Origin of the sequence: Helicobacter mesocricetorum (assembly GCF_900198605.1) — a bacterium.
Classification (GTDB): domain Bacteria; phylum Campylobacterota; class Campylobacteria; order Campylobacterales; family Helicobacteraceae; genus Helicobacter_D; species Helicobacter_D mesocricetorum.
The window spans coordinates 1-24,518 of record NZ_FZPJ01000004.1 but is presented as its reverse complement, the minus strand read 5'-3'; the positions used below and the strand labels follow the sequence as shown (position 1 = coordinate 24,518).

The 24,518-nt window shown below is 31.7% G+C and carries 26 protein-coding genes; 9 read left to right on the top strand and 17 right to left on the bottom strand.

The window, feature by feature from the left end:
- Nucleotides 1-148: 148 nt before the first annotated feature.
- The 11 genes from C6H18_RS00825 to C6H18_RS00775 all read right to left on the bottom strand — a co-directional run bounded on the left by C6H18_RS00825 (nucleotide 149) and on the right by C6H18_RS00775 (nucleotide 8,916).
- On the bottom strand, nucleotides 149-517 hold the full coding sequence (locus tag C6H18_RS00825; RefSeq protein ID WP_104721232.1) for a hypothetical protein: 369 nt from the start codon (nucleotides 515-517) through the stop codon (nucleotides 149-151).
- A complete protein-coding gene (locus tag C6H18_RS00820) occupies nucleotides 514-1,287 on the bottom strand; it encodes a type II secretion system protein (protein ID WP_104721231.1) in 774 nt (257 codons plus the stop codon). Before C6H18_RS00820 ends, C6H18_RS00825 begins: the two co-directional genes overlap by 4 nt.
- Nucleotides 1,284-1,508, bottom strand: a complete 225-nt coding sequence (locus tag C6H18_RS00815) for a prepilin-type N-terminal cleavage/methylation domain-containing protein (protein ID WP_104721230.1) — start codon at nucleotides 1,506-1,508, stop codon at nucleotides 1,284-1,286. The genes C6H18_RS00820 and C6H18_RS00815 overlap by 4 nt, the downstream gene beginning before the upstream one ends.
- On the bottom strand, nucleotides 1,508-2,707 hold the full coding sequence (locus C6H18_RS00810) for a type II secretion system F family protein (RefSeq protein ID WP_233704011.1): 1,200 nt from the start codon (nucleotides 2,705-2,707) through the stop codon (nucleotides 1,508-1,510). The genes C6H18_RS00815 and C6H18_RS00810 overlap by 1 nt, the downstream gene beginning before the upstream one ends.
- Nucleotides 2,707-4,122 (bottom strand): GspE/PulE family protein, encoded by a 1,416-nt coding sequence (locus C6H18_RS00805; protein ID WP_104721228.1) that lies wholly within the window; start codon nucleotides 4,120-4,122, stop codon nucleotides 2,707-2,709. Before C6H18_RS00805 ends, C6H18_RS00810 begins: the two co-directional genes overlap by 1 nt.
- Nucleotides 4,122-4,730 carry an SH3 domain-containing protein gene (locus tag C6H18_RS00800; RefSeq protein WP_104721227.1) on the bottom strand — a complete coding sequence of 203 codons (609 nt, stop codon included), beginning with the start codon at nucleotides 4,728-4,730 and terminating at the stop codon, nucleotides 4,122-4,124. Before C6H18_RS00800 ends, C6H18_RS00805 begins: the two co-directional genes overlap by 1 nt.
- Nucleotides 4,730-6,199 (bottom strand): pilus (MSHA type) biogenesis protein MshL, encoded by a 1,470-nt coding sequence (gene mshL / locus C6H18_RS00795; protein ID WP_104721226.1) that lies wholly within the window; start codon nucleotides 6,197-6,199, stop codon nucleotides 4,730-4,732. The genes C6H18_RS00800 and mshL overlap by 1 nt, the downstream gene beginning before the upstream one ends.
- 1 nt (nucleotide 6,200) lies before the next feature.
- Nucleotides 6,201-6,458: a hypothetical protein gene (locus C6H18_RS00790; protein WP_233704010.1), complete on the bottom strand. Its 258-nt coding sequence runs from the start codon at nucleotides 6,456-6,458 to the stop codon at nucleotides 6,201-6,203.
- Complete coding sequence (locus C6H18_RS00785) at nucleotides 6,455-7,012, bottom strand: hypothetical protein (RefSeq protein ID WP_104721225.1); 558 nt, start codon at nucleotides 7,010-7,012, stop codon at nucleotides 6,455-6,457. The genes C6H18_RS00790 and C6H18_RS00785 overlap by 4 nt, the downstream gene beginning before the upstream one ends.
- On the bottom strand, nucleotides 7,009-8,112 hold the full coding sequence (locus tag C6H18_RS00780) for a hypothetical protein (RefSeq protein ID WP_104721224.1): 1,104 nt from the start codon (nucleotides 8,110-8,112) through the stop codon (nucleotides 7,009-7,011). The genes C6H18_RS00785 and C6H18_RS00780 overlap by 4 nt, the downstream gene beginning before the upstream one ends.
- 105 nt (nucleotides 8,113-8,217) lie before the next feature.
- On the bottom strand, nucleotides 8,218-8,916 hold the full coding sequence (locus C6H18_RS00775; protein WP_104721223.1) for an MBL fold metallo-hydrolase: 699 nt from the start codon (nucleotides 8,914-8,916) through the stop codon (nucleotides 8,218-8,220).
- Between the two features lie 69 nt (nucleotides 8,917-8,985).
- Between C6H18_RS00775 and C6H18_RS00770 the strand changes: the two genes are divergently transcribed.
- Nucleotides 8,986-10,077: a deoxyguanosinetriphosphate triphosphohydrolase family protein gene (locus C6H18_RS00770; protein WP_104721222.1), complete on the top strand. Its 1,092-nt coding sequence runs from the start codon at nucleotides 8,986-8,988 to the stop codon at nucleotides 10,075-10,077.
- A 234-nt stretch (nucleotides 10,078-10,311) separates the two neighbouring features.
- Here the strand turns inward: C6H18_RS00770 and C6H18_RS00765 are convergent, their stop codons facing one another.
- Both C6H18_RS00765 and moaA read right to left on the bottom strand, forming a co-directional pair.
- Complete coding sequence (locus C6H18_RS00765) at nucleotides 10,312-10,749, bottom strand: Dps family protein (RefSeq protein WP_104721221.1); 438 nt, start codon at nucleotides 10,747-10,749, stop codon at nucleotides 10,312-10,314.
- A 126-nt stretch (nucleotides 10,750-10,875) separates the two neighbouring features.
- A complete protein-coding gene (moaA, locus tag C6H18_RS00760) occupies nucleotides 10,876-11,844 on the bottom strand; it encodes a GTP 3',8-cyclase MoaA (protein ID WP_104721288.1) in 969 nt (322 codons plus the stop codon).
- Nucleotides 11,845-11,930: 86 nt separating this feature from the next.
- Here moaA and C6H18_RS00755 point away from each other — a divergent pair, with 86 nt between their 5' ends.
- Both C6H18_RS00755 and flhB read left to right on the top strand, forming a co-directional pair.
- On the top strand, nucleotides 11,931-12,494 hold the full coding sequence (locus tag C6H18_RS00755) for a molybdenum cofactor guanylyltransferase (protein ID WP_104721220.1): 564 nt from the start codon (nucleotides 11,931-11,933) through the stop codon (nucleotides 12,492-12,494).
- Nucleotides 12,484-13,548 (top strand): flagellar biosynthesis protein FlhB, encoded by a 1,065-nt coding sequence (gene flhB, locus C6H18_RS00750; protein WP_104721219.1) that lies wholly within the window; start codon nucleotides 12,484-12,486, stop codon nucleotides 13,546-13,548. The genes C6H18_RS00755 and flhB overlap by 11 nt, the downstream gene beginning before the upstream one ends.
- 2 nt (nucleotides 13,549-13,550) lie before the next feature.
- Here flhB and C6H18_RS00745 read toward each other — a convergent pair whose 3' ends face one another.
- The 3 genes from C6H18_RS00745 to ruvC are packed head-to-tail and all read right to left on the bottom strand — an operon-like array spanning nucleotide 13,551 to nucleotide 15,302.
- Nucleotides 13,551-14,192 (bottom strand): thiol:disulfide interchange protein DsbA/DsbL, encoded by a 642-nt coding sequence (locus tag C6H18_RS00745; protein ID WP_104721218.1) that lies wholly within the window; start codon nucleotides 14,190-14,192, stop codon nucleotides 13,551-13,553.
- On the bottom strand, nucleotides 14,189-14,818 hold the full coding sequence (gene thyX / locus C6H18_RS00740) for an FAD-dependent thymidylate synthase (RefSeq protein ID WP_104721217.1): 630 nt from the start codon (nucleotides 14,816-14,818) through the stop codon (nucleotides 14,189-14,191). The genes C6H18_RS00745 and thyX overlap by 4 nt, the downstream gene beginning before the upstream one ends.
- Nucleotides 14,793-15,302, bottom strand: coding sequence for a crossover junction endodeoxyribonuclease RuvC (gene ruvC / locus C6H18_RS00735; protein ID WP_104721216.1), 510 nt, complete (start codon nucleotides 15,300-15,302; stop codon nucleotides 14,793-14,795). Before ruvC ends, thyX begins: the two co-directional genes overlap by 26 nt.
- A 178-nt stretch (nucleotides 15,303-15,480) precedes the next feature.
- On the opposite strand from ruvC, the gene dnaA reads away from it, so the two are divergent.
- The 4 genes from dnaA (at nucleotide 15,481) to plsY (ending at nucleotide 21,083) form a co-directional block, all read left to right on the top strand.
- Nucleotides 15,481-16,779 carry a chromosomal replication initiator protein DnaA gene (gene dnaA, locus C6H18_RS00730; RefSeq protein WP_104721215.1) on the top strand — a complete coding sequence of 433 codons (1,299 nt, stop codon included), beginning with the start codon at nucleotides 15,481-15,483 and terminating at the stop codon, nucleotides 16,777-16,779.
- Nucleotides 16,780-16,946: 167 nt separating this feature from the next.
- Complete coding sequence (gene dnaN, locus C6H18_RS00725; protein WP_104721214.1) at nucleotides 16,947-18,014, top strand: DNA polymerase III subunit beta; 1,068 nt, start codon at nucleotides 16,947-16,949, stop codon at nucleotides 18,012-18,014.
- Nucleotides 18,015-18,040: 26 nt separating this feature from the next.
- Nucleotides 18,041-20,359, top strand: coding sequence for a DNA topoisomerase (ATP-hydrolyzing) subunit B (gene gyrB, locus C6H18_RS00720; protein ID WP_104721213.1), 2,319 nt, complete (start codon nucleotides 18,041-18,043; stop codon nucleotides 20,357-20,359).
- A gap of 73 nt (nucleotides 20,360-20,432) precedes the next feature.
- Nucleotides 20,433-21,083 (top strand): glycerol-3-phosphate 1-O-acyltransferase PlsY, encoded by a 651-nt coding sequence (gene plsY, locus C6H18_RS00715; protein ID WP_104721212.1) that lies wholly within the window; start codon nucleotides 20,433-20,435, stop codon nucleotides 21,081-21,083.
- A 92-nt stretch (nucleotides 21,084-21,175) separates the two neighbouring features.
- On the opposite strand, the gene gpmI is transcribed toward plsY, so the two are convergent.
- Nucleotides 21,176-22,642 (bottom strand): 2,3-bisphosphoglycerate-independent phosphoglycerate mutase, encoded by a 1,467-nt coding sequence (gene gpmI, locus C6H18_RS00710; RefSeq protein WP_104721211.1) that lies wholly within the window; start codon nucleotides 22,640-22,642, stop codon nucleotides 21,176-21,178.
- A 76-nt stretch (nucleotides 22,643-22,718) separates the two neighbouring features.
- Between gpmI and mraY the strand changes: the two genes are divergently transcribed.
- Together mraY and C6H18_RS00700 are read left to right on the top strand one after the other, a co-directional pair.
- On the top strand, nucleotides 22,719-23,777 hold the full coding sequence (gene mraY, locus C6H18_RS00705) for a phospho-N-acetylmuramoyl-pentapeptide-transferase (protein ID WP_104721210.1): 1,059 nt from the start codon (nucleotides 22,719-22,721) through the stop codon (nucleotides 23,775-23,777).
- A 91-nt stretch (nucleotides 23,778-23,868) separates the two neighbouring features.
- Nucleotides 23,869-24,123 (top strand): hypothetical protein, encoded by a 255-nt coding sequence (locus C6H18_RS00700; RefSeq protein WP_158654848.1) that lies wholly within the window; start codon nucleotides 23,869-23,871, stop codon nucleotides 24,121-24,123.
- Nucleotides 24,124-24,518 lie beyond the last annotated feature (395 nt).

The window sequence follows — 24,518 nt, the reverse complement described above, 5'->3', positions numbered from 1 at the left end:
TATGTGAAGTTAAATAAGGGATTGTCTAATAATCTCTAAATTCTGTGGGGGCAAATGGCAAGAAATGAGGAAATAATGGGGAGAAAATGTGAGAGAAGCGATAAAAAGCGCAGATTCTACACCTTATATAGAAATCAAAATATAGTATTTAGTAAAGAAAACTTTGAAAACTAACAGAATATTTTTGTTCTTCTTGTGTTCCAAAAATATCCACCCAATAAATCTCCACCCCCAAAGTGTTTTCAACTTTTGTAATAAGGGCTTTATAATGGTAAATCCTATCAAAACTCATAGAAAATTCTGCAAAATTTAAACTAGAAAAAAGAATTTGTCGGTTTTTAAGCTTGTCTTTTAAAACACTCCTAAAGCTCTGCATATGCAAAATCAACCAAATTTGGCTTTGACTTTCTTGCAAAATACCTTGCGTTAAGACGACATTCTTAAGACTTAAGAAAAATATCATTCCCCCAACCACAACAAGCAAAACCAAAGAAAGTAAAACATAAGCTCTCTTCAAAAACCCTCCTCTAAGATAATATGGCTTTTACAAAGTAAGTCTTTAGGCTTTTTGCAAAGCGTAAGCTTCAATCCAAACTCCATCCTCTCTAGCTTAATACTCTGGATAAAATCATCAAGCAAGTAAGCCTTATCAGACATTAAAAACAATTGATTATCCTTTAAAACAATCTTTTTATGAGCCATTCTAGGATTAAGCAAATACACCTTTGGGAAAAATATTTTTAAAGAATTATTCATTAAAAATTCTGGTATTTGGGTATGAATCTGATAAGCATCTTGTGAAAGTATTTTTGCTCTAAATTTAGGAGTATAATAATCTCTAGGGTGGATATTGGGGTATAAAAACAATAATTCAAAAGATTGTGAATAAAGAGTGCATAAAGTATTAAGATGTGCCTGAAATTGTTGATTAAGCGACAAAACTTCAAGCTTTAAAGTGTTACTAGTGTTACTCATTGTAGCCTTAGCGACAAGAGAGCTAAAACAAGGCAAAGAATATTCCCCAATCCTCACCCATTGATTACTTTTTTCTAAAAACTCTAAAGTATCACCTTGCAAGAAAATACTCTCAAAAATAGCCTTTTGGAGTATCCTTTGTATCTGCGCAATAGTATTAAGCAAAGAAATTTCTAACAAATACTTCTGCCTACTACTTTGATAATCCCCATAAATAGCCAACAAACTCTTCCCGCTTATCCCCACTATCACCCCAACAATCAAAGCGACAATTAATACTTCAATAAGCCCAAAAGCTCTTAACTTTTTCATTGAATATTGATAAGAGGGAGGGATTGATTTGAGGGCAAATGATACACACAATTCCTTTGCAATGTAGCACAAACAGGTATCACTAAGGATTGAACGCTATTAGAAGAATCTTCTTGCCATAAAACCTTTGCAAAAAAGATAAAGCTTAAGCTAACTATACTTAAAGCTATCAATAATTCTATGAGAGAAAATGCCCTCAAGAAGCTTAATGCAAACTTCATCAAAATGCTTTCATCTTTAAAGGAAGTTCCCAAAGGGGCAAAAATATCCCTAAGGCAAGCCACAATACAAGCAATCCCAAAAATACAATCATCAAAGGCTCTAAACTAGCCATCAATGCTTCACTTCTAGTTTGCAACTCTTCCTTATGAAGATCCAATATAACCTCTAAAGCTTCTAAAAACCCCTCCTCATCTTTAGCACTATGGATTAGTCCTAAAGTAAGCCTATCCCAAATACCGCTTTTTTCAAAACTCTCGGCAATGCCAACACCCTTTAGGATATACCCATAAATATCCTCTACCCTAAGCCTCAAATAGGTATTCTCAATCCCTTTTGAAGAAATTTTTAAAACCTGCTCTAAAGGAATCTTACTCCGATAAAGCCAATAAAAACTTAGCAAAAATTGACTCATTGCATAATGATAAATAACCCTCCCTAAAAAAGGTAACGATAAAGCTATTTTAGACAATATTTCTTGGAGAAAAATAGAATGCCTATAAAGCCAAACCCCAATAAGACTTATTAGGCAAATCCCAAAAACAATCCCTATTCCCCACTCTACAACCAAAGTTCGCATAAATAATAAACTCTTACTCACTAAAGGCAAATCTGATTGAAAATCTAAAAACAAAGATTCAAATTGTGGGAGAACAAAAATCGTAATCCCTAAAAACACCAATACCATAACCACGCTAACAAATAAAGGATAAAACAGGATTTTCTTTAAAACTTTTTCATTCTTTTGACGATTTTTTAATCCTAAAATAATAAACTCCAAAACCTCAATAAGTCTTCCGCTTTTATGCCCTATTTCAATCATTGAACAAATAAATTCTTCAAAACCTGCTTCTAAAAAACAAAGCGGCAGAGTTTTACCCTTTTGTAGCCCAAAGAGGACTTTTTTAAATTTTAGCTTTAAAAGAGGATTATGGACTTGTAAAATGGTGTTCTCTAGGACGGATAATAAGGGCATTTTTGCCCTTAAGCCCAATTTTAACTGATAAAATGCACTCATAAGTTCTTTAGTCTTAGGAGGGATAAGAATAATTATAGCCTCTAAAAGGCTTACTTTAGGCAAAATCTCCAGAACAAAAACTTTATCTTTTTGCAATTTTGCATAAAGGGATTTTTCATCAGTAGCATAAAATCTTTGTGTGTAAATTTTCCCCTCTTTTTTAAAGCGAACCAAAAAACACATTATTTAACAACCCGATAAACTTCTTTTAAATCCGTAATTCCAAGTTCTACCTTTTTTAAGCCTTGTTGGTAAAGGCTAAAATCCAAATCCCTCTCTCTTAATAAATCCAAAGCCCTCTGCTTATCTATTTTCTGATAAATAAAATCCTCTAAAACCTTATCCATCTCTACAACCTCTGCAATAACTTCTCTGCCATTATATCCTGTGTTATTACAGATTACACAACCCTTAGAGACAAAAGAATCTCCCTCTAAAACTTTGCATACACAAAGTTTTCTTACAAGCCTTTGGGCAATGATTCCGCTTAGTGATTGGGCGATAAAATAAGGCTCTAATCCCATATCCAACAAACGCACTATCGTATCTAAAGAATCGTTAGTATGCAAAGTTGCAAACACTAAATGCCCTGTAAAAGCTGCTTGAATGGCTATTTGTAAGGTTTCTCTATCCCGCACCTCCCCTAGAATTATCACATCAGGATCTTGCCGCAAAACATTTTTTAAAATACTAGCAAAAGACATTTTTTGCCCAACTGCAACTTGAGCGATTCTAGGAAGACGATATTCTATGGGATCTTCTAGGGTAATTATCTTTAAATTCCTATCTTTAATGATATTTAAAATCCCATACATCGTCGTGCTTTTGCCACTCCCAGTAGGACCTGTTATAAAAACCAATCCATAAGGAAGCGAAAAAAGTCGCCTAATTTTCTCCATTTGGATAGGCAAAAAACCCAAACTCTCTAAGGATAAAAGTGTTTTTTGCTTATCTAACACCCTCAAAACAATCGATTCTCCATCCATTAAAGGCAAAACAGAAACCCTAAAATCTAATAATCTTTTAGAATCTTCTTTTAACAATTCTAAAGAAAATCTCCCATCTTGTGGCATCGTATTTTCTGTAATATTCAAATTAGCCAACAATTTTAAAGAAGAACTAAGGGGAGCAAAAACCCATCCTTGAAAATTAAATCTCTCTATTAAAACACCATCGATTCGGAAACAAATACGGCATTGCTCAAAATCTTTTTGAAAATGTATATCACTTGCTCTTTTAGACACTCCCTCTTGCAAGATTAATGTAACTAACTCCAAAATACTAGAGTTTTCACCCTCTGAAATCTTTTGAATCTCATCAAAAATTTGAGACAAAAGCTTGATTAATCGCTCTTCTAATTTTAACCACGATAATGCTTTTTTAAAATCCTCTTCACTAATCCTTCCAAACTCTAAAACTTTTCCCTCAAAATGCTTTTTAAAAAAATCGTGGTATTTAAAATCATCAGGGTTTTTTAATCCAATCCATAATTTCTCGCTCTCTTCTTTGATGATGATTGCTTGAAAATACTCCACTTGCTCTGTATTTAAAAGTAAAGCTGATTCCTTTTCAATCTCCCCTAAGCAAAAACTCTTCACTAAATCTTATTCCCTCTTTGCATTTTCTCTAAAAGCATAGCAAGACTTTTATCATAAGAATGAGCCAAAAATTGCTTCAAAATAGCAATAGCCTCTTGTCTATTGCCCTCTAAATACATACTTTTTATAAAAATCTCCCAACTTTTTATATTCTTGGGGTCTGCTTGGTTAATCTGCAAGGCTAAGGATTTTGCTCTTTTATAATCTGCATTTGCTAAAGATTCTTGAGCCTCATAGAGCATAGTGGGCTTTTGTATGCTACTAAAATAAAATTTCTTAGGATTCTTTATCGCATTCAAAGCTATTTTGGATTCTTCTTTGGATTCTTCTTGGATGACATCTTTTTTTGTTACAGGATTTAATCGTAAATACTTCAAGGATACCCAGCCTAATTTTGTTTCTAAAAAGTCGTTTTTAGTAGAGAAATACTCACAAATTGCATCATTGCGATAGAGTTTTCCAGAAATATCTGCACCCATATTAGGCAACTCTCTGATATTTAGAGTGTGTGCGCTCACATACAAACAAGGCTTAAAGGGTTTTTTATCAAAAAACATCCCCAACATAAGGCAACCACATATTACACAAACAAATGCTAATTTTAACATCACTCTTCCTCTATGAGTTTATAACCCAAGGATTCTAAGCTAAATACCAAATCCTCATTAATGATTTTTGGCTCTATAATAAAAACAATCTCTTCTATATTTTCAATATCTTGAGAATAAGAAAAGAAGGTTTTAAGAAGAGGAATATCGCCCAAAAGCGGAATCTTGCTTTCTTTTTTAGAAACATTTTGGGATATAAGCCCCCCTAAAATAATCTTTTGATTATTTTTAACCCTTACAATAGAAGAGAGCTGATTAGTCGTTAGATTAGGCGGTGTTTCAAAGGCGTTACTTGGCAATTCCAACTTATTCTCTCTTGTTTTAGTAATAGAAGGATTAATTTTAAGCATAATCTCATCATCAAAAACCAAAGGAGTAACATCAAGCAAAACTCCAGCAAAGATTGTTGGATATTCGTTATCTGTATTAGTCAGGGTTGTTTGCGCATTAGTGTTTTGATAGACAGAGCTTTTTTTATAACGCAAAATATCCCCCACACTAATCATAGCAGGCTGATTATTAAGCGTTAAAATCTTAGGATTAGAGATAGATTGCACTTTTCCATAAGTCTTTAAAAACTCAATAATTCGCTCTAAGCTTAAGCCTTGTGAAAAAATATTTATTCCATAAGAAATCACATTCCTACCGCTCCCACCAACCACATTTAACCCACTCACATTCCCAACCTCTCCATCTCCACCAAAATTAGGGTTTTGACCAAATGAAGGTATTGCCAAATTTTGCAAATTATACAATTCATTCCAATTAATGCCCGTTGTATTATTATGATTATGGGAGATACTCAAGATATTCACATCAATTAAAACTTGCTTTTGCAGCCTTTGGTGCAAACTATCAATATAGGATTCAACTTTTTGCAAACTCTCTTTATCCGCCCTAACGCTAATCAACCCAGCCCCTCTATTCACAATCACATTAGAATCATTTTCTGTTTTATTTAAAAGCAATAAGACTTCCTCTTCAATCATATCCCAAAAATTAAAACCATCTTCACTAGTAATATCAATACCCGATTTGTTTAAACTCTGTGTTGTAGTATCCCTATAAGCGTTGGAATAGCTTTCGTCATTATTAATAAAAACCGAAGTGCTACTAGAGCCTTGCCGATTAGTGCCAACATAATTAATCTTAAAAGTTTTTATTTTTTCTACTTGCAAGGTTAAGAGATTATTCGCATAATCATAATGCAAATTTGCCACATCAAATAATAAATCAAACACAAAATCCAAATCTTTTTGTTTAATATTGACTAATGGTAAAAGTCTATCAAGGCTTTTTTGCGTTTCTAAATCCTTATAAATAACACTAAAATGGCATTCTTTAGCAAATTCATTTAAAACTTCCATAATTTTGACTTTTGAATCCTCTAAAGAGAGATTAAATAAACGATTTTCACAATTTCCATAGACGATAATGCTACAAAAACATATAATCCACCAAAACCGCATATCAATCCTCCCAAAGCCTCTTTTTTGCCAAACAAATTTTTCTTTCCCCCAAAATAACACAATCTTTTTGGACTTCTTTAATCAATAATCCCTCAAAAGTATCTTTTGCTTGATACCATTTTCCATTAAGATTCACCTTTGTATCCATAATTCCCAATAATTCAATAAAATCCCTATCTTCGTAAAAAAAGGGATCATAAGACAATAATTCTTTACTAAAAGCTTGCAACACCATAAGCATAAAAATATATATTTTCAAAACTCTTCCTTGAAGTCTAATAGTTCCATCTGCATAGCAAAATCTAAATTTCTAGCATTAGGATAAATCCAAAAGTCTGTGATTTTTAAAGCCTTAAAAAAGCTTTCTATCCTTAAGAGGAATCCAAAAACATTTTTAAATGTCCCACTCCCTTCTAAAAATATCTGTTGATCTTGTGCTAAAACAAACTGCTCTAAAGCAAACTCTTGGCTTAATAAGTTAAGCTGTGCAATAACACTAGAATTTGTTTGGAGGAGGAGTTTTTGTTTTTCTTGTGTAGATAAAGTCTGCTCTAAATTAGCAATAGTTTCCTCTAGTGCATAAACATTATTCTCCTCTGCAACCTTTAAAAACTCTCTTTTCAATCCCGATAAATAATTTTGAAGCTCTTTAGATTGTGTTTTTTGATAATACAAAGAATATTCTGCCCTTTCTAAAAATCCCCACAAAGGAAGCATAGCAAAAAGGACAAAACAAAGACAAAAAAGCAAAATCTTCTCTCTAATGCTTTTTGCCTTAATCCACTCTTCTATTTGCACCAAAAAGCCTATCAACTTTTAAGCCTCACAAAATAAAAAGATTGGATAGGCTCTAAAAGCTCTAAAACACCTAATCCTTTTTGCTCTAAAAACTCAATAAACTTTAAACTATACTCTCCTATTAGTAGCATTTCATAAGCATCTTGGGAATAGTGAAAATAGGCAATTTTGATATTATTTTGCGCTAAAGATTCCTTAGCCTTTGCAAAAAATATCATAGGTGATTGTTTAGGTATAAATTTCTCCAAATAAGCTTTATTAAATGCTATTTTTTCCTGAAGCTGAAAATATTTTTCACTCAATGCTTTAAAATCCTTTTTATTTCCACTATATTTTTTATATTCTAACTGCTGGGATTGAATTTGCTGTTTTAAATCTTCATTATGCCTCTGCTCCAAAAAAGCTAAAATTTCTAAGGTTAGGGGATAAGAGATGCCCAGAAGCATTCCCATAATACTTATTAAAATTAATTTTCCTACATTTTGTCTCCAAAATGGAATAATCTCTTTAGTTGGGATAAAGTTTAGCACTTTAGGATAATCCAATAAGTTTTGCGTATGCTCATAAACATCAACCAACCTAATTTCTTTGTTAATATACTGCTTTAGACTCTGTCTTAAATTATCATTCTCGCACCAAAGATAAAAATCCGTAGTTATTTCTTGCTCTATTTTATAAAGAGATTTCACAATTTCTTTATGCTCCAAAATATCCAAAAAAATAATAGATTCTTGATAATAAACAATAATGCCGATATCTAAGGGATTGATAATATCTGCAATAATAAAAACATTAAAATCCTTATCATTAGGCAAAAAAACTTGGGTTAAAAAAATAGGATTGGTTAAAAATGTAGTATCTTTAGTAGAGTATTGGGTAAAACTATCTGTGCAAACCACGATACAATAGAATAAATTAGGGTTTAGGGCATTATTAAAGCTTAAAAAATATTCACAATCTCGCTTTAAGCCAAAAATCAAACAAATCTGCTCTTCTAAGCTATCACGCAAACATTCTTTATTAAGCTTTTCTTCATTTATCTCTAGCGAATAAAAAGCAATTTCTTTTAAGGGCAAATAGGCAACCACAAAACCCCCTAAAACTTCATTTGGCATTAAATATGCGTTAATTCTATCGCAATTACTAAGGATAAAAAATATTTGCCTTATTTTTAATCATAAAAAATCTAAAGATGTTACTTTTTATCTTGCTATATCTTGTTAAATCCTAGCCAACCAATAAGGAATATTTTCTTTTTCAGAAAAAACATCCGTGCTGCCACCATGCCCCGGAAAAACAGGTATATTTTCTTCAAAATTTAAAAAAGATTCTAAACTCTTTTTCATCGCCTCTGAAGAAGAATAAGGAAAATCACTACGACCAATAGAACGATAAAAAATAAAATCTCCGCTAAACATTATTTTCTCTTCTATTGCTTTATGCGATAGGACAATCACGCTACAACCGGGAGTATGTCCGGGGTAACAAATAAACTCCATAGAAAAATTGCCAAAATTGTAGGTATTTTTACGATTAAGATTTTGCGTGTTTGCTGTCTTTTCTTCTATTACTTCCCCTTCTTTTGCACCCACTAAAATATCAGGTATGGATGAGGGCAATCCTGTGCTAAAACAATCATCTTTGAGCATAAAGGCGTCTTCAAAGGGACAAAGAAGAGGAATTTGTGCAAAATGTTCTTTTAAAGCCGCATTGCTCCAAGTATGGTCAAAATGCCCGTGTGTATTTAAAATCGCTAATGGCTTTTTAGCATTCTGCAATACCCAATCTACAGCATTAATTCCTGCATCGATGATTAAAGATTCTTGTGTATTTTTGTCAAATACCAAATAACAATTTGTCTGATATTCCCCAAAAGATTGCATTAAGACTTTAAAGGCATTATTTTCAAAAACATTCATAAAAATTCCTTAAGTTTTTTGTAAATATTAGCACAAAGGCGATAAAATACAAACAAAACAAGGATTGTAATGCAACCTCATTATCGTTTTTATCCATCTACGGAAGACTTTAGAGACGCTTTTAGCAGGGATAGGGATAGGATTATTCATAGCTCTTATTTTAGAAGGTTAGAGTATAAAACACAAGTTTTTTTAAATTCTAGTGGGGATTATTTTCGCACTCGCTTAACGCATTCTTTAGAAGTTAGCCAAATTGCTAGAACCCTCTCTTACCATTTAGGGCTTAACCAAAATTTAGCAGAAGCTATTGCTTTAGCCCACGACTTAGGGCATACACCCTTTGGACACGCAGGAGGAGATGAGCTTGATAGAGTGATAAAAGAAGATGGATATTCTTGTGGATTTGAACACAACTTCCAATCCTTTAGAGTAGTTACAAATTTAGAAAAACGTTACCAAAATTTCAATGGGCTAAATCTTTGCTTTGCGACTTTAGAAGGTATATTAAAACATTCTTATCCTTATGAAAAACCCTTTTTAAGCAGTTATTACAAAGAAGCCTTCAAGCTAAACTTCCACCCAAGCCTAGAAGCTATTATTGTGGATTTATCCGATGAAATCGCTTATATTAGCCACGATATTGATGATGGAATCAAATATCATCTTATTAACTTTGGCACCTTAGCAGAAAGCAAACTTGTAAGAAACTGCATAGAATATGTAGAAAATGAAGAAAAAATTTCTTTTAAAGAATCTATTTTTCGTCATCGCTTCACTTCAAGGCTTATCACATTACTCGTTTATGATTTACTGCAAAATAACCAATCTTTCACACAAGAATATCCGCAATGCTTCGTATATCCATCCCATAGCCCCTTGCCCATAACACATACAAAAAGTATGCAAAAGGATATAAAGATTCTTAAAAAAATCCTTTTTAAACATCTCTATCGCCACGAAGAGATTTACAAAAAAATGTTTATGGGGAAGCGGTGTATTAAAAAACTCTATGAATGCCTAAGTAATGATACAGCTTTGTTGCCCAAAGATTTGCAACTCAAAATAGAACAAGGGGCAAAAATCCATAGAATATGTGCAGACTATATTGCTTCAATGACAGATAGATACGCAATTGCTCTTTATAAAGAATTGGGTTTTTAGCAATTTTATAAATCCTTTTAAATCCTAAAATAACCGCAATTAAAATTACAGAGCCTTTTGTCCTTTTATACAAAACAACCAAAGATATAGCCAATTTGAAAAATATCAATATAAAAGTAATTGGCAAGCATAAAATAAATTTTAGAAGAGGAATAACTACATTAGATAAATAAAAATCTATGGAATCTAAAAAGAGAGGGTTAAATACATACGCACCAAAGAGGTGCTAAGAGTTTAAGCAAGTTGGGCTTTTAACATCCAAATTGCTTTCTCTAAAGCTGCTATCTTCTCATCAGCTAAAGCAACAGTTGCCTTATCATTTGCCTCTCCTGCTACATCTGATAATTCTTTAAAAGATTTTAAAAAATATTCGTAATCTGGAAGAACCGCTTTTGTAATAGTCTTAGAATCAAAGCTTGTTTTGCTCTCTTCTTTAATCTTACTATGAGAGAGCATATCTTTAATTGTTACATAAGGTTTCTCACCAATTTGCAAGATTCTCTCTGCCATATCATCCATCAAATCTGCCATATCATCATACATACCCTCTAATGCTGTATGCACAGGATGAAAATCCATTCCTTTAACATTCCAATGATAGTTATGCAATTTAATATAAAAAACTGCTGAATCTGCTTGGATTTGTTTAAGTATTAGAACAACTTTCTTCATATTGAACTCCTTTTTAATTAATGTTTCATTTTTATTATATCACTTTTATTATAAAAGTTGATGAAATTATATCTATAAATTATTAAAAGAAAATTATTATTATTTAATAATTAAATTTATTTGTTACTATCCACCTGTTTTATAAAACGCACGCATTGAAGTTTGATTTTCATTCCAATCATTTTTTTCTGGTTTTTTTTCTACACAAAGCTTCAAACGTTTCAATATCTCTTGACTATCTCCATAAAGCATTGCTTCTTTAATATCAATAGCATTCTCGTGATAAAGACAAGGTATTAATTTGCCCTCGCTACTTAAACGGATTCTATTGCAAGTTTTACAAAAATCATCATTATGAGGAGCAATAATTCCAAAAATATAAGATTCTTGATTTTGCATAATCTCAAAGAGAGTAGCAGGACCAAAAACATCTTTTTGCAATAATTTAAAAGAATATTTTTTCTCAATTTTTTCCAAAATCTCTTTTGCCCTTAGTCCGTCTATACCACTTCTAGCGTGCATATTTTCCATAAATTCAATAAAACGTACACCAATACCTAAATTTATCCCATATTCTAAGATATCTATAACCTCATCTTCATTAATAGTTTTTAGAGGCACCATATTTAATTTTATTAAAAATCCCTCTTTTTTAGCAGACTCAATCCCTTGTAGGATTTTTTCTAATCCATCGCGTTTGGAAATACATTGGATTTTTTCTTTCTTTAGAGAATCTAAAGAAATATTAATACGTTTTAATCCTGCTTCTTTTAGAGATTTAGCAAGGGGAGCTAAAAGATAAGCATTAGTTGTTAAAGCAATATCAATAGATGGGCTTAATTGATAAATTTGTGCGATAAAATCTACGATTCCTTTTCTAAGAAGTGGTTCTCCACCAGTGATTCGTATTTTCTTAACACCTTCATTAATCGCAACTTTAATGAAATTTAACACACCCTCTAAAGGCACATCATCCTCTTCGCTTCCTATATCCATAGGAATATTTGGCATACAATAAAGACAGCGGAAATTACAACGTTGTGTAACACTAATGCGCATATAATCAATAGTGCGTCCAAAACTATCTACTAACAATAAATCTCCTAAAAATTTATTACAAATCATAGTCTTAAGAATATTAAAAAAAGCTATAATTTGATAAAACTTTAAAAAGGGCAATTTTGCTAACTTGCATTATTTTATCGGGCGGGAAAAGTTCAAGAATGGGCATATTAAAACAAAATTTAGACTTCTTTGGACAAAGCCTAGCAAACTTCCAAGCCAAAAACTTTTACCAAATCTTTAAAAATTTATATTTCTCTAGTAAAACCCCTATTATTAATGATTATAATGTCCAAACCATTTTAGATAATGAAAATACTTTTGCCCCCATTTTTGGACTAAAAAGTGTTTTAGAAACCTTGCAGCAAAATATTTTTGTTATCTCCATAGATACCCCTTTTTTGCAAAAAAATTCCATCTTAAAAATCATAGAATCTTTTCAACAACACCAAAAAGCAACCTTTGCAAAAAATGAAAAGATTCATCCGCTCATTGGAATCTATCCCAAAGATTCCTTGCCCCTTATTAATAACCAAATCCAAAAAGGCAATTATCGGTTAATGGACTTATTAAAAAATATGGAACCCTTAGAATTTGTTAAAATAAGCACTCAAGAAAGTAGCAATTTAAATTACCCAAAAGACTACCAACAAGCAATTAAAAGAAGCATAAATGGCAGATGAACAAGAAAAAACCGAAGCCCCCTCAGCTCGTAAAATTCAAAAAGCAAGAGAAGAAGGAAATGTCTTAAAAAGCCCCGATGTTAATGCTTTTTTGGGATTAGTTGTAGGGCTTGTATTGGTTTTTTTATGTTTTAGCTTTTGGGTTAAAGGTGTTGGGAATATTTTTGAAAATGTTTATAGCCATTTTAACCAAGAATTCTCACGCAATAATGCTATGTCCCTAGCAATCTCATTAGCTTTTGAGATATTATCATTACTTGCACCCATTTTTGCTTCTTTAATGATTGCTGGAATAGTAGCAAATATCTCTCAAAGTGGGTTTTTGCTAACAACTAAAGCTATCCAACCAAAATTACAAAAACTAAATTTTATCTCTGGTATTAAAAATCTTATTTCTACAAAAAAGCTTTTGGATGGTTTTTTAATTACTTTTAAAGTCCTAACAGCCTTTGTTATTGCATTTTTTGTATTTTTAAACTTCATAAAAGAACTCACCACTGTCTCACTTTTTCCTGTTGGGGAACAAATGCTTTGGTTTAAAGATAAAGCCCTCATTCTTATAGCCATCTTATTAACTTTTTTCTTAACTATGGCAACTTTAGACTATTTCCTTAAGCGATACCAATATTATAAATCCTTAAGAATGAGCAAACAAGAAGTGAAAGATGAATTTAAAAACCAAGAGGGGGATCAGCAAATTAAAGGAAAGATTCGCTCTTTGATGTTTCAAGCTGCTAAAAAACGGATGATGCAAAATATCCCAAATGCCGATGTTGTAGTTACTAACCCCACACATTATGCAGTAGCTTTGCGTTATGATAATACTAAAGAAAAAGCACCTAGAGTGTTGGCTAAAGGGGTAGATTTCTTAGCCCAAAAGATTAAAGAAATTGCCAAAGAACACGAAATACCCATTATAGAAAATCCTCCTTTAGCAAGAGCTCTTTATAAAGATGTAGATATTGATAAAGAAATTCCTGAATCTCTTTATCAAGCAATGGTTGAGGTTTTAATTAAAGTGCGTAAAATTAACGATGAAAAGAAAAATCAGTAAAATTACTCTTCTAATAAAACATTAATTTTAAAAATCAAATCTTCTATACTCTTAATATTTCGTGACACAATCATATATTTGCCATTAATAATAAAACTAGGAACACCTTGAATACTAGCATATTCCATAGCTTCTGGCATAGCTTCTAATATTTCTTTAGCTTCCTTAGAGTTTAAGAGTTGTTGAAATTCTTGCTCATCAATATTCATTAAAAAATAAGAATTCTCTAAAAATAACTGCGCATTCTTCCAATTTCTTCGCTCTCTATGAATAGTATTAAAATAATAATCTAAAACTTTTTTATAAAGGGCATCAGGAGATTTTGTATCTCTTTTATTCTCTTTATCTTTTAACAAAGCCACAACAACAATATCAGAAAATTCTTTATGGTATCTTGCAGTTGTGCTTAAATGATAAGGCAAAAACTTTGTATCTTGTGGAAGCATTTCTAGTATCTTTGGCAATAATCCATTATAATATGCGCAATGAGGGCAACCAATATTAAAAAGCTCTATAACGCTATTTTGAGAATCTTTTAAAGGTTTTTCTAAAACAATATAATCAACTCCTAATTTCAAGTTATTTGCAAAAGATTGCATAGCCAACAAACAAAAAACCCATACTATAAAGTTTAAAATCTTCATTTTATCTCCTCTATAAAATCTTTAAAAAGAAATTGATGATCTTGTGGGATTATATCAAAAATCGCTAAGGCAAGCTCTCTAATTTCCCAAAGTGCGCTTTTAGAACTTCTTAAGGCTAAGAAATTTTGCAAACTTCTAGCATTAATACTCCAAGTAAGTTCTGTTTTATAAGATTCTGGCATCGCAAATTTGGCTAAATCATTGCTAATGTTTTGCGACAAAAGATTGCGTAAATTTTCTAACGCAAAAACCGATGCTTCATTGACAAAATCATTAGGAGTAAAAACCAAAAACTTCTTAGCCCTTTTTAGATTATCAGAATTAATAGGCAAAAAACTAGCTTCATTTTTTAATTCTTTTAAAGTATAACGACTGCTTTTTACACTCAAAGATGCGATTCTATGTCTTGCTAATTCTTGTAAAGTCGCTCTTGAAATGTCTTGTATGTAAAAAGTATAATAAAGATGCTCTAAAGTAGAGGCGTGTTTAAATTTGTTCCCCACTCGATAAATAAGCTCTTTGTCTTTTTCTCCACCTTTATCACCTTTTTCAAAACTCTGCCAACAAGTCCGAATAGCGTGAGAACAAATAGAAAGATCACTACAATTTAGAAGTGTAATTTGCATCAAAATTCCTTTTTTCAAATTTCAATCTTTGTGCGTGGGCAATAGCAATAGCAATAGCATCGGTAATGTCTAAGGGTTTAATTTCTGTTTTAATCCCTAAAAGCTTTCTTACCATAAATGAAACCTGCTCTTTAGTAGCCTTGCCATTACCTGTAAGAGATTTTTTAACCTGCAATGGCGTATATTCTGCAAAATTTCCTAACTCTTGTAAAATTTTAAGACTTAAAGCCCCTCTAAATTGTGCGAGTTTAATAACGGTTTTTGGATTATACGCATAAAAAATATCTTCGATTGCAACAGAGTGGATTTGATGATTTTTTAAAACCAAATCAATACCCTCTACAAATTCTAAAATTTGGTATTGCAATACTCTTTGCTTGATTTTAATTAAACCTGCTTCTAGTAGTTTTAAAGAACCTTTATCTAAGGCTAAAATGGCATAGCCACAATTTCTACTTCCAGGATCAATGCCTAAGATATTCAAAACTTCCCTTTATCTTAGATAAATTTATTATTTTAAGGATTTAAAATATGCTATAAAATTTTAGAATAATACCACAAACTTTCAATGACTATTCGTTACAATTACAAAATTATTTGATTATCTTTAAATAGCACATTTTCACATTTTATTCACAAGTGTGAAAATAAAAGGATATAAATTGCACCCTATCTTATTACAGCTTAAAAAAGAAATTTCACCTTTTGAATTTGAAAACTATATTAGTCAAATTGTTTATAATGAAAAATACTCCCGTGATGATAGAATCATATTTAATGCTCCCAATATTTTTATCGCAAGTTTTATTAGGACAAAATATCTACACAAAATCACACATTTATTTGAAACACAAAATGGTTTTAAGCCCGAAATTATTATAGAAGTCTATAACCAAACCACAAAAAAAGCGATAAAAAATAACCAAAAAAAGACGAATGTCGCGACAAATTTGAATCCCTCTTTAACTTTTAATTCTTTTATTGTAGGGAACTCCAATAGCTTCGCTTTTAATGTCGCAAAAGCCGTTGCACAAAATCAAAGCACTTCTTATAATCCTCTAGTTATTTATGGAAATACCGGACTTGGAAAAACACATTTATTAAACGCTATTGGAAATGTTAATGCAGCGGTAGGAAAAATCGTTATTTATACGACAAGTGAGCAATTTTTAAATGATTATCTACTGCATATCCGCAACAATTCAATGGAAAGATTCCGACAAAAATACCGCGCTTGTGATTATCTCTTAATCGATGATATTCAATTTTTAAGTGGTAAAAATCAAATCCAAGAAGAGTTTTTTCACACCTTTAATGAATTAAAAGAAAACTATAAACAAATCGTGCTAACATCAGATAGACCTCCAAAAAATATGAATGGCTTAGAAGAAAGATTAAAAACACGATTTACTTCAGGATTACTCGCAGATATTCAACCTCCAGAATTAGAAACCAAAATTAATATTATCAATGCAAAATGTGAATTAGATGGGATTATTTTAAGCCCAAAAGTCATTGACTTTATTGCTGCAAATATCAATGATAATATCCGAGAAATTGAAGGTGTTTTAGTAAAATTAAACTTTTCTATTAATGTTACAAACATTCAAGAAGTTACGATTGATTTTGTGAAAGATATTTTAAAAGAATATATCAAAGAATCCAAAGAAAATATCAATTTGGATGGGATTATTGAAGCTACTTCAAAATACCTCAATATCAAACCTTCAGAAATTAAAAGCAAAAGTCGCTCTAAAAACATTGTTATAGCTAGAAAAATTGTCATTTATTTAGCACGAACACTCACACCTAACTCTATGCCTTATCTAGCAAACTTCTTTGGTATGAAAGACCATAGCACTATTAGCAAAGCTATGAAAAGTATCCAAGATGAAATCAATAAAAACGAAAATTTAAAAACTATGATTGAGGAATTAACAAACAAAATTAAACAAAATTAATCCATTAAAAAACAAAGTTTTGCTAGAATGCCTTGAATAAATGTGAAAAACTTTCAAAAAACATTTAAGAAATGAAGAATTAAATTTAGGAGATTTTGAAAAGTTATTCAACTTTTCAACCACCCTACTAATACTTCTAAATTCTAATAATATAAAAGGAGCTTCTTATGAATATCACTATACAAAATAGTGTGCTAGATAGTGTGCTTACTGCCTTACAACCCTTTTTAGACAAAAAAGATTCTAGCCAAATCACCTCCCATATATACCTAGAAACTAAAAACAATCAACTAATTTGTAAAGCAACAGATTTTGAAATAGGTTTATGCACTATTACAGATTCCTTAAATATCAAAGAACAAGGAATAGCAACAGCAAATGGAAAACAAATGTTAGATATTGTTAAACGTCTAAAAGAAGGAGAGGTTAATATCTATACAACCGAAGAAAACCTCCATATCCAACAAAACAAAAGCTCTTTTAAACTCTCAACCTTTAATGCCCAAGAATTTCCAATCTTCCCAGAATACGAAAACTTACCAAAACTAGAAATTAACTCTTTTGAACTTATCTCTTCTATGAAAAAAATCTTTCCTGTTATTGACATTAACAACCAAAAAAGAGAATTAAATGGAGCATTATTAAATATTAAAGAATATTCTTATAACTTCATCGCAACAGATACAAAACGACTAGCTATAATAAAGTTTGAAAATGCTACTGGCAATAATCTCTCATTAATCTTTCCCAAAAAAGCCATCACAGAGATTCAAAAACTCTTTTTTGATAATATAGAGCTTTTTTATAATGAAAAAAATCTCATTATAAAATCTCAAAATTATATTTTCTTCTCTCATTTAATTAATGGAAAATTCCCAGATTACGAAAGAATTATTCCAAAAGAAATGCAAACAGAGCTAACACTTTCTAAATCAACAATCATTGAGGGTATTAAAGTTATTAATTCAGTTACTAATGATGTTAAAATAATCTTTAAACCCAATGAAATTTTATTTGAATCCCTAAGTCAAGATAGTTCAGAAGCTAAAACCCAATTAGAAATCAATTTGCCTTTAAACGAAGAAATAGAAATTGGTATTAACTCCCGCCATGTTTTGGATTTCTTAACCCAGATTGACACTGTAGAATTTACTTGGTATTTAAATGGTAAAAATAATCCTTTTATGTTAAAAAGTGAGAATTTTTCAACCGTTATAATGCCAATTATTTTATAAGAATTTTTAAATCTTTAAGGAAAATAATGGAAAATAAACAATACTCTGGAAGTAGTATTAAAGTTTTAAAAGGTTTAGAAGCAGTCAGAAAACGTCCGGGAATGTATATTGGGGATACTAATATCAATGGACTTCATCACCTAATCTATGAAGTTGTTGATAACTCTATTGATGAAGCAATGGCTGGTTATTGTAATAGCATTTATATTACACTTACTAAAGAAGGAAGTGCAATTATTAAAGATAATGGAAGAGGGATTCCCGTAGATATTCATCCAACAGAAAAAATTCCTGCTGCAACCGTTGTTTTAACAGTGCTTCACGCTGGAGGGAAGTTTGATCAAGAAACTTACAAGGTTTCTGGTGGATTACACGGGGTCGGAGTTTCTGTTGTTAATGCACTTTCAAAAAACTTACAAATGACTATTTACAAAAATGGCAATATCTACCAACAAAACTTTCAACAAGGAATCCCACAAGATGAATTACAAATCATTGGGAAAAGTAAAGAAAATGGAACTATTATTGAGTTTATTCCAGATAATGAAATTTTTGAAACCACAAACTTTCAAAGGGATATTTTAACCAAGAGATTTAAAGAACTTGCCTACTTAAACAAGCAAATCACTATTTATTTTAAAGACGAAAGAGAGGGATTTGAAGAAATTTACCATTTTGATGGAGGTTTGAATCAATTTGTAAGTGATTTAAATAAAAAAACCCTTATTTCTTCTGTGATAAATTTTGAAAGCCTAGATAGTGAGGTAGAAACTCAAATTGCTCTTGCTTATAATGATGGATTTGAAGAGAAAGTATTAAGCTTTGTTAATAATATTAAAACTAGTGATGGAGGAACTCACGAAGCAGGATTTCGCACAGGATTGACACGGGCTATCACAAACTATATCGAAGCTAATGCTAATGCTAGAGAAAAAGATTTTAAAATTACAGGGGATGATATTCGTGAGGGATTAATTGCGATTGTTTCTGTAAAGGTTATTGACCCACAATTTGAAGGACAAACAAAGGGTAAATTAGGGAGTTCTTTTGTGCGTCCTATCGTGCAGAAATTAACCTTTGAAAAACTTATGAAGTTTTTTGAAGAAAACCCTAATGAAGCAAGAGCTATTATGGAAAAAGCTTTACTTGCAGCAAGAGGAAGAGAAGCTGCTAAGAAAGCTAGAGAATTAACACGCAAAAAAGAAAACTTTAGTGTAGGAACACTACCTGGAAAATTAGCTGATTGTCAAAGCAAAGATCCAAGTATTTCTGAAATTTATCTTGTAGAGGGGGATTCTGCTGGTGGTTCTGCTAAGCAAGGAAGAGATAGGGTTTCTCAAGCGATTTTGCCTTTAAAAGGAAAGATTTTAAATGTAGAAAAAAGTCGCCTAGATAAAATCTTAAAATCTGAAGAAATTAAGAATCTTATTATTGCTCTTGGTTGTGGGATTGGTGAGGATTTTGATATTACAAAAATTCGTTATAACAAAATTATTATTATGACAGATGCAGATGTTGATGGAAGCCATATCCAAACACTTTTAATGACTTTTTTCTTCCGGTATTTAAAAGGGATTATTGAAGCCGGATATTTATACCTTGCCCAACCACCACTTTATCGTTTCAAAAAAGGAAAAAAAGAAATTTATCTTAAAGATGAAAAAGCCCTTAGCGGATATTTGATAGAAAATGGGATCGAAAATTTTGAATTTAGAGGAATTGGAACAAAGGATTTAATAGACTTTTTTAAAATTGTTGCTCATTATCGCCTAACCCTTAATCATTTGCAAAAACGTTTCTCACTTATTGAAGTTATCCGCTTTTTAGTTGAAAACAGAGAACTACTCCAATTAGAACACCAAGCTTTATACCAAGCAATTTTAGAAAAGATACAATCTTTAAATTATAATATTTTAAATCAAACATTTGATGAAGGAAAAATTCATTTATATGTGCAAACAGATGTAGGCTTAGTAGATATAAAAATTGATGAAGAGCTTTTTTCACATCCTTTGTTTGAAGAAGCGTATTTAATTTATAATAAACTTAAAGAATGGGATTTAGGCTTTTTAGAGGGGAAAGACCCCATTAATTTGCTTAATACTATCGAGGAGAGTAGTAAAAAAGGTGCTTATATCCAACGATACAAAGGACTAGGAGAAATGAATCCAGAGCAGCTTTGGGAAACTACAATGACGCCTGAAAATCGTCGTTTAATTCGTGTAGAAATAAACGATGAGCTCAAAGCAAGTGATATTTTTTCTCTTTTTATGGGGGATGAGGTAGAACCAAGAAGAGAATATATCCAAACACACGCTAAAGATGTTAAACACTTAGATGTTTAGTTGCGAATAAATTCTTAACGATAGAATTTTATTGAATGGTTTAAGATAGAAAATAAATAATTTAGGATTTATGATGTTTGTTTTGACAGGAATAATAGATTTTTTTACAAGTGCTAATGGGATTTTTTATATTTTGGCTTATTTAGTGGGTGGAATCCCTTTTGGACTTTTGTATGGAAAGATTTTTGGAGGAATTAATATCCTTAAAGTAGGAAGTGGAAGCATTGGCGCAACGAATGTTTTAAGGGCTTTAAAAGAAAGAAAACCAGAAATTGCAAAAAAAGTTGCTTTTTTGACAATCCTAAGTGATGCCCTAAAAGGAATTTTAGTGCTTTTATTGGCAAAATATGCAGGATTAACTTATGAGGCACAATGGATGATAGCTTTTTTAGCTGTAATTGGGCATTGCTTTTCTCCTTTTTTGAAATTTGAAGGTGGAAAAGGAGTTGCTACAAGCGTTGGAGTCATTGGTATGTTTTTACCCTTAGAAGCTATCTTAGGATTAGTCGTTTGGTTTTTAGTTGGAAAATTTTTAAAAATCTCTTCTTTAGCTTCTTTATTTGGCGTATTATTTGGTGTTGGAATGAGTTTTATTATCCATCCTGATATTCCTCATATCCACACACATACACCCCTTATTTTAATTACTATTGTTATCTTTTATAAGCATATTCCAAATATTGTTCGTTTAATTCAAAGAAAAGAACAAAAAGTCCTTGAATAGCTATTCTTTGAGAGATTAAGAAATAAGTTGGCTATACCAATAACTTTAAATTTTCTAATAAACTTAAATTTAAAAGTTAGGATTTGTGCAATTTAAAACAAAGCCTCATCCATTTCTTTGGGAATCTCAATCTCTAGGAGCTTTAAGATGGTTGGGGCAATGTTATTTAAACCTCCGTTTTTGACTTTTGTTACACAAGGTGCATCGACAAATCCCCATACTTCGCCGATAGTATGGTTAGTCAAGATTTCTCCTTTTTCATTTTGCATTTCCTCACAATTCCCGTGATCACTTGTTAAAACAAAGGCATAATTATTTTCTTTAGCTTTTTTGTGAATCCTACCAAGCTCTTTATCGACTGCTTCTACTGCTAAAACCGCTGCATTAAAATTCCCTGTATGCCCCACCATATCCCCATTAGCAAAATTCACGACGATAAAATCATAGAATTCATCAATAGCCTTTAAAACCGCATCACCTACTTCTTTGGCACTCATTTCAGGCTTTTCATCATAGGTTTTGACACCAGGTGAGGGGATTAGGACTCTTGTTTCATTGATATAGGGTTCTTCTAATCCACCATTAAAAAAAAAGGTTATATGCGCGTATTTTTCTGTTTCTGCGGTGTGGAATTGTCGCAAGTTGTTTTTAGCGATAACTTCTGCTAGTGTGTTGGTAATGGTTTCTTTGGGGAAAAGAATAGGGAAGTTAAAGGTTTTATCATAAGGAGTCATTGTAATAAGCGGAACTTTTACCCAGCTTTTGCGCTTAAAACCCTCAAAATCTTCATTCCCTAAAGCACTAACAATCTCTCTAGCCCTATCACTCCTAAAGTTTGCAAAAATAATCCCATCTTCTTTTTGGATAGAATCTTTTACAAAACAAGCCGGCTCTATGAATTCATCAAAAATCCCATTTTCATACTGGTTTTGCAGATACTCCTTAGGAGAAAAGTCGCTAAAATTATCGCCCAATGCTATCACATCATAAGCCCTTTGCACCCTATCCCAACGATTATCTCTATCCATAGCAAAGAATCTTCCGCCTAAACTCGCAATTTTAATATTTTTATTTTCGATAGCTTTTTGGATAGATTCTAAAAACCCTAAAGCACTTTGTGGCAATACATCTCTCCCATCGGTAATAAGGTGTAAATAAATTTCAAATTTTGTCTCTAATCCCAAAGCAAGGGCTAAAATATGGTTAATATGAGAATGCACTCCCCCATCACTCATAAGCCCTATTAAATGGATTCTTTTTTTAGAATCTAGAACTTTCAAGGCAGGATTATCTAATAAGCTCCCATTTTCAATGGCTTTATTGATTTTAACTAAATCTTGATAGAGGATTCTTCCACTCCCCAAACACATATGCCCTACCTCTGAATTCCCCATTTGTCCCTCTGGAAGCCCTACAAAATCACCATAGGTTTTTATCATCCCAAAAGGAATCTCTTTAAAAAATTTCTCATAATTTGGCTTTTTAGCCTTAAAAAAGGCATTATATTTTTCTTGTTGGCTATAACCAATCCCATCGGTTATAATTAAAATTGTTTTCATAGTATTCCCATTTTTAAAGTTTGTTTGGATAAAATGCTATCCTAATTTTTTTAAATTTTTTTGAAGTTTTTTGAGAATGCTTTATTATTTTTATTCTTTGTTTAATATCAATATTTTCCAATACATAACCTTTAGAGCCGCTAGCGCATTTTTTATCGCTTTTATTTTGGTGCTTGTTTGGATGCCAAAATATATTTTATGGGCTCAAAGCAAAAAGGCAAATCAACCTATTTCAAAATATGCTCCTAAGAATCACTTACAAAAGACTAATACCCCTACTATGGGAGGCATTGTTTTTATCTTTTCTACATTGATTGCTTCTTTGATTTGTGCGAAGTTAGATAATGCTTATGTAATATTAGGAATCCTCTGTATTATCTTTTTTTCTTTGATTGGGATTAAAGATGATTTATCAAAGGTTCTACGCAAAAAAAACGCTGGTATGAGTGCGAAAGTCAAATTTTCTTTGCAAATATTGAGTTCCTTTTTATTAGCCTTTGGCTTGTATATGGTGGGCTTTGAAGATTCTTTTTATGTGCCATTTATTAAAAATCCGCTTTGGCATTGGGGGGCTATTAGCATTGCCTTTTGGATTGTAGTTTTTGTTGCTACAAGCAATGCGGTGAATTTAACCGATGGTTTAGATGGCTTGGTAACTATTCCCTCTATTTATGCGCTGACTTCATTAGGGATTTTTGTTTATATTGCTGGAAACTCTGGTTTAAGTGATTATCTCTTGTGGCCCAAGGTTGTAGGAAGCGGAGAAGTGGCGATTATCTCTGCGGCTCTTGTGGGTTCTTTAGTAGGCTTTTTATGGTATAACTGCCATCCAGCACAAGTTTTTATGGGAGATAGTGGAAGTTTAGCCTTGGGAGGATTTATCGCTTATATGGCAATCATTTCAAAAAATGAGATTTTGCTTTTGGTGATTGGATTTGTTTTTGTTGTAGAAGCACTCTCTGTCATTTTACAGATTGGGAGTTACAAAGCAAGGGGTAAAAAAATATTTTTAATGGCACCCCTACACCATCATTTTGAAGAAAAGGGCTTAAGTGAGAGCAAGATCATCGTGCGCTTTTGGATTGTTGCGTTAATGAGTAATCTCATTGCACTTTTAACCTTAAAGTTAAGATAATTGGAGAGAAATTTATCTTAAGGCTAAAGTTCAGTAATCCAAGGAATGGTTTTTGCTTTTGATCTTTAAAGTGATAAGTTTAAGGATTAAAATGGCATTTAAAATTAATACGAGCATTCCTACGATTAATCCGACCTATTCTCCCAAAAAATTACCACAAGAAAACAAGCAATTTTCTTTACCAAACTCCCAAAAACCCAAACTCCTAAAACCTCAAAAAAGCTTTCCACCACAGAATTTACTTGATAAATACCAGGCAAGTGCGACATTTCTTAATACACAAAATCTCTTAAAGCAAGAATTAAAAATCCAAAAAGCACACCGCTATCTATTTACCCCAATATAAAGACTCTCCATAAAACTATGTTATAATCACTCCATCGTTAGTTTCGTATGTTTTTAAAGGAAATTTTATGAAAAACATTAATAAAAACAAAATAATCAATACCCGGGCGGGGGGGGGGCAATAATGCCTTCTCTTGTAGCTACTCCACCAAGCCTATCTTCTGTAAAAATTGATTCTAATCTTTTAGAATCTACAATCCATACTCAAACTTTAGAAATAGATACTAAACTAGACTCTAATTTGTATTTTAAAGTAGATTCTAATTTACATACTAAACTGACTTTTTTTTTTTTCTTTTTCCCTTTCCCTTTTCAATCCTACTTTACCATACCCTTTATATTAAACCTTTTGTTATTTATTTCCAATCTTTCCCTTATAACCATTTGACCCTTCCC

Bases quoted from the DNA above. Each gene is read 5' to 3' on its own strand.
- gyrB (WP_104721213.1), top strand. From the start codon at position 18,041: ATGGAAAATAAACAATACTCTGGAAGTAGTATTAAAGTTTTAAAAGGT.
- C6H18_RS00765 (WP_104721221.1), bottom strand. From the start codon at position 10,749: ATGAAGAAAGTTGTTCTAATACTTAAACAAATCCAAGCAGATTCAGCA.
- mraY (WP_104721210.1), top strand. From the start codon at position 22,719: ATGCTTTATTATTTTTATTCTTTGTTTAATATCAATATTTTCCAATAC.
- gpmI (WP_104721211.1), bottom strand. From the start codon at position 22,642: ATGAAAACAATTTTAATTATAACCGATGGGATTGGTTATAGCCAACAA.
- C6H18_RS00810 (WP_233704011.1), bottom strand. From the start codon at position 2,707: ATGTGTTTTTTGGTTCGCTTTAAAAAAGAGGGGAAAATTTACACACAA.
- C6H18_RS00775 (WP_104721223.1), bottom strand. From the start codon at position 8,916: ATGAATGTTTTTGAAAATAATGCCTTTAAAGTCTTAATGCAATCTTTT.
- C6H18_RS00815 (WP_104721230.1), bottom strand. From the start codon at position 1,508: ATGAAGTTTGCATTAAGCTTCTTGAGGGCATTTTCTCTCATAGAATTA.
- flhB (WP_104721219.1), top strand. From the start codon at position 12,484: ATGGCAGATGAACAAGAAAAAACCGAAGCCCCCTCAGCTCGTAAAATT.
- C6H18_RS00800 (WP_104721227.1), bottom strand. From the start codon at position 4,730: ATGTTAAAATTAGCATTTGTTTGTGTAATATGTGGTTGCCTTATGTTG.
- C6H18_RS00780 (WP_104721224.1), bottom strand. From the start codon at position 8,112: ATGCCAAATGAAGTTTTAGGGGGTTTTGTGGTTGCCTATTTGCCCTTA.
- C6H18_RS00820 (WP_104721231.1), bottom strand. From the start codon at position 1,287: ATGAAAAAGTTAAGAGCTTTTGGGCTTATTGAAGTATTAATTGTCGCT.
- thyX (WP_104721217.1), bottom strand. From the start codon at position 14,818: ATGCAAATTACACTTCTAAATTGTAGTGATCTTTCTATTTGTTCTCAC.
- C6H18_RS00700 (WP_158654848.1), top strand. From the start codon at position 23,869: ATGGCATTTAAAATTAATACGAGCATTCCTACGATTAATCCGACCTAT.
- plsY (WP_104721212.1), top strand. From the start codon at position 20,433: ATGTTTGTTTTGACAGGAATAATAGATTTTTTTACAAGTGCTAATGGG.
- mshL (WP_104721226.1), bottom strand. From the start codon at position 6,199: ATGCGGTTTTGGTGGATTATATGTTTTTGTAGCATTATCGTCTATGGA.
- C6H18_RS00770 (WP_104721222.1), top strand. From the start codon at position 8,986: ATGCAACCTCATTATCGTTTTTATCCATCTACGGAAGACTTTAGAGAC.
- C6H18_RS00745 (WP_104721218.1), bottom strand. From the start codon at position 14,192: ATGAAGATTTTAAACTTTATAGTATGGGTTTTTTGTTTGTTGGCTATG.
- dnaN (WP_104721214.1), top strand. From the start codon at position 16,947: ATGAATATCACTATACAAAATAGTGTGCTAGATAGTGTGCTTACTGCC.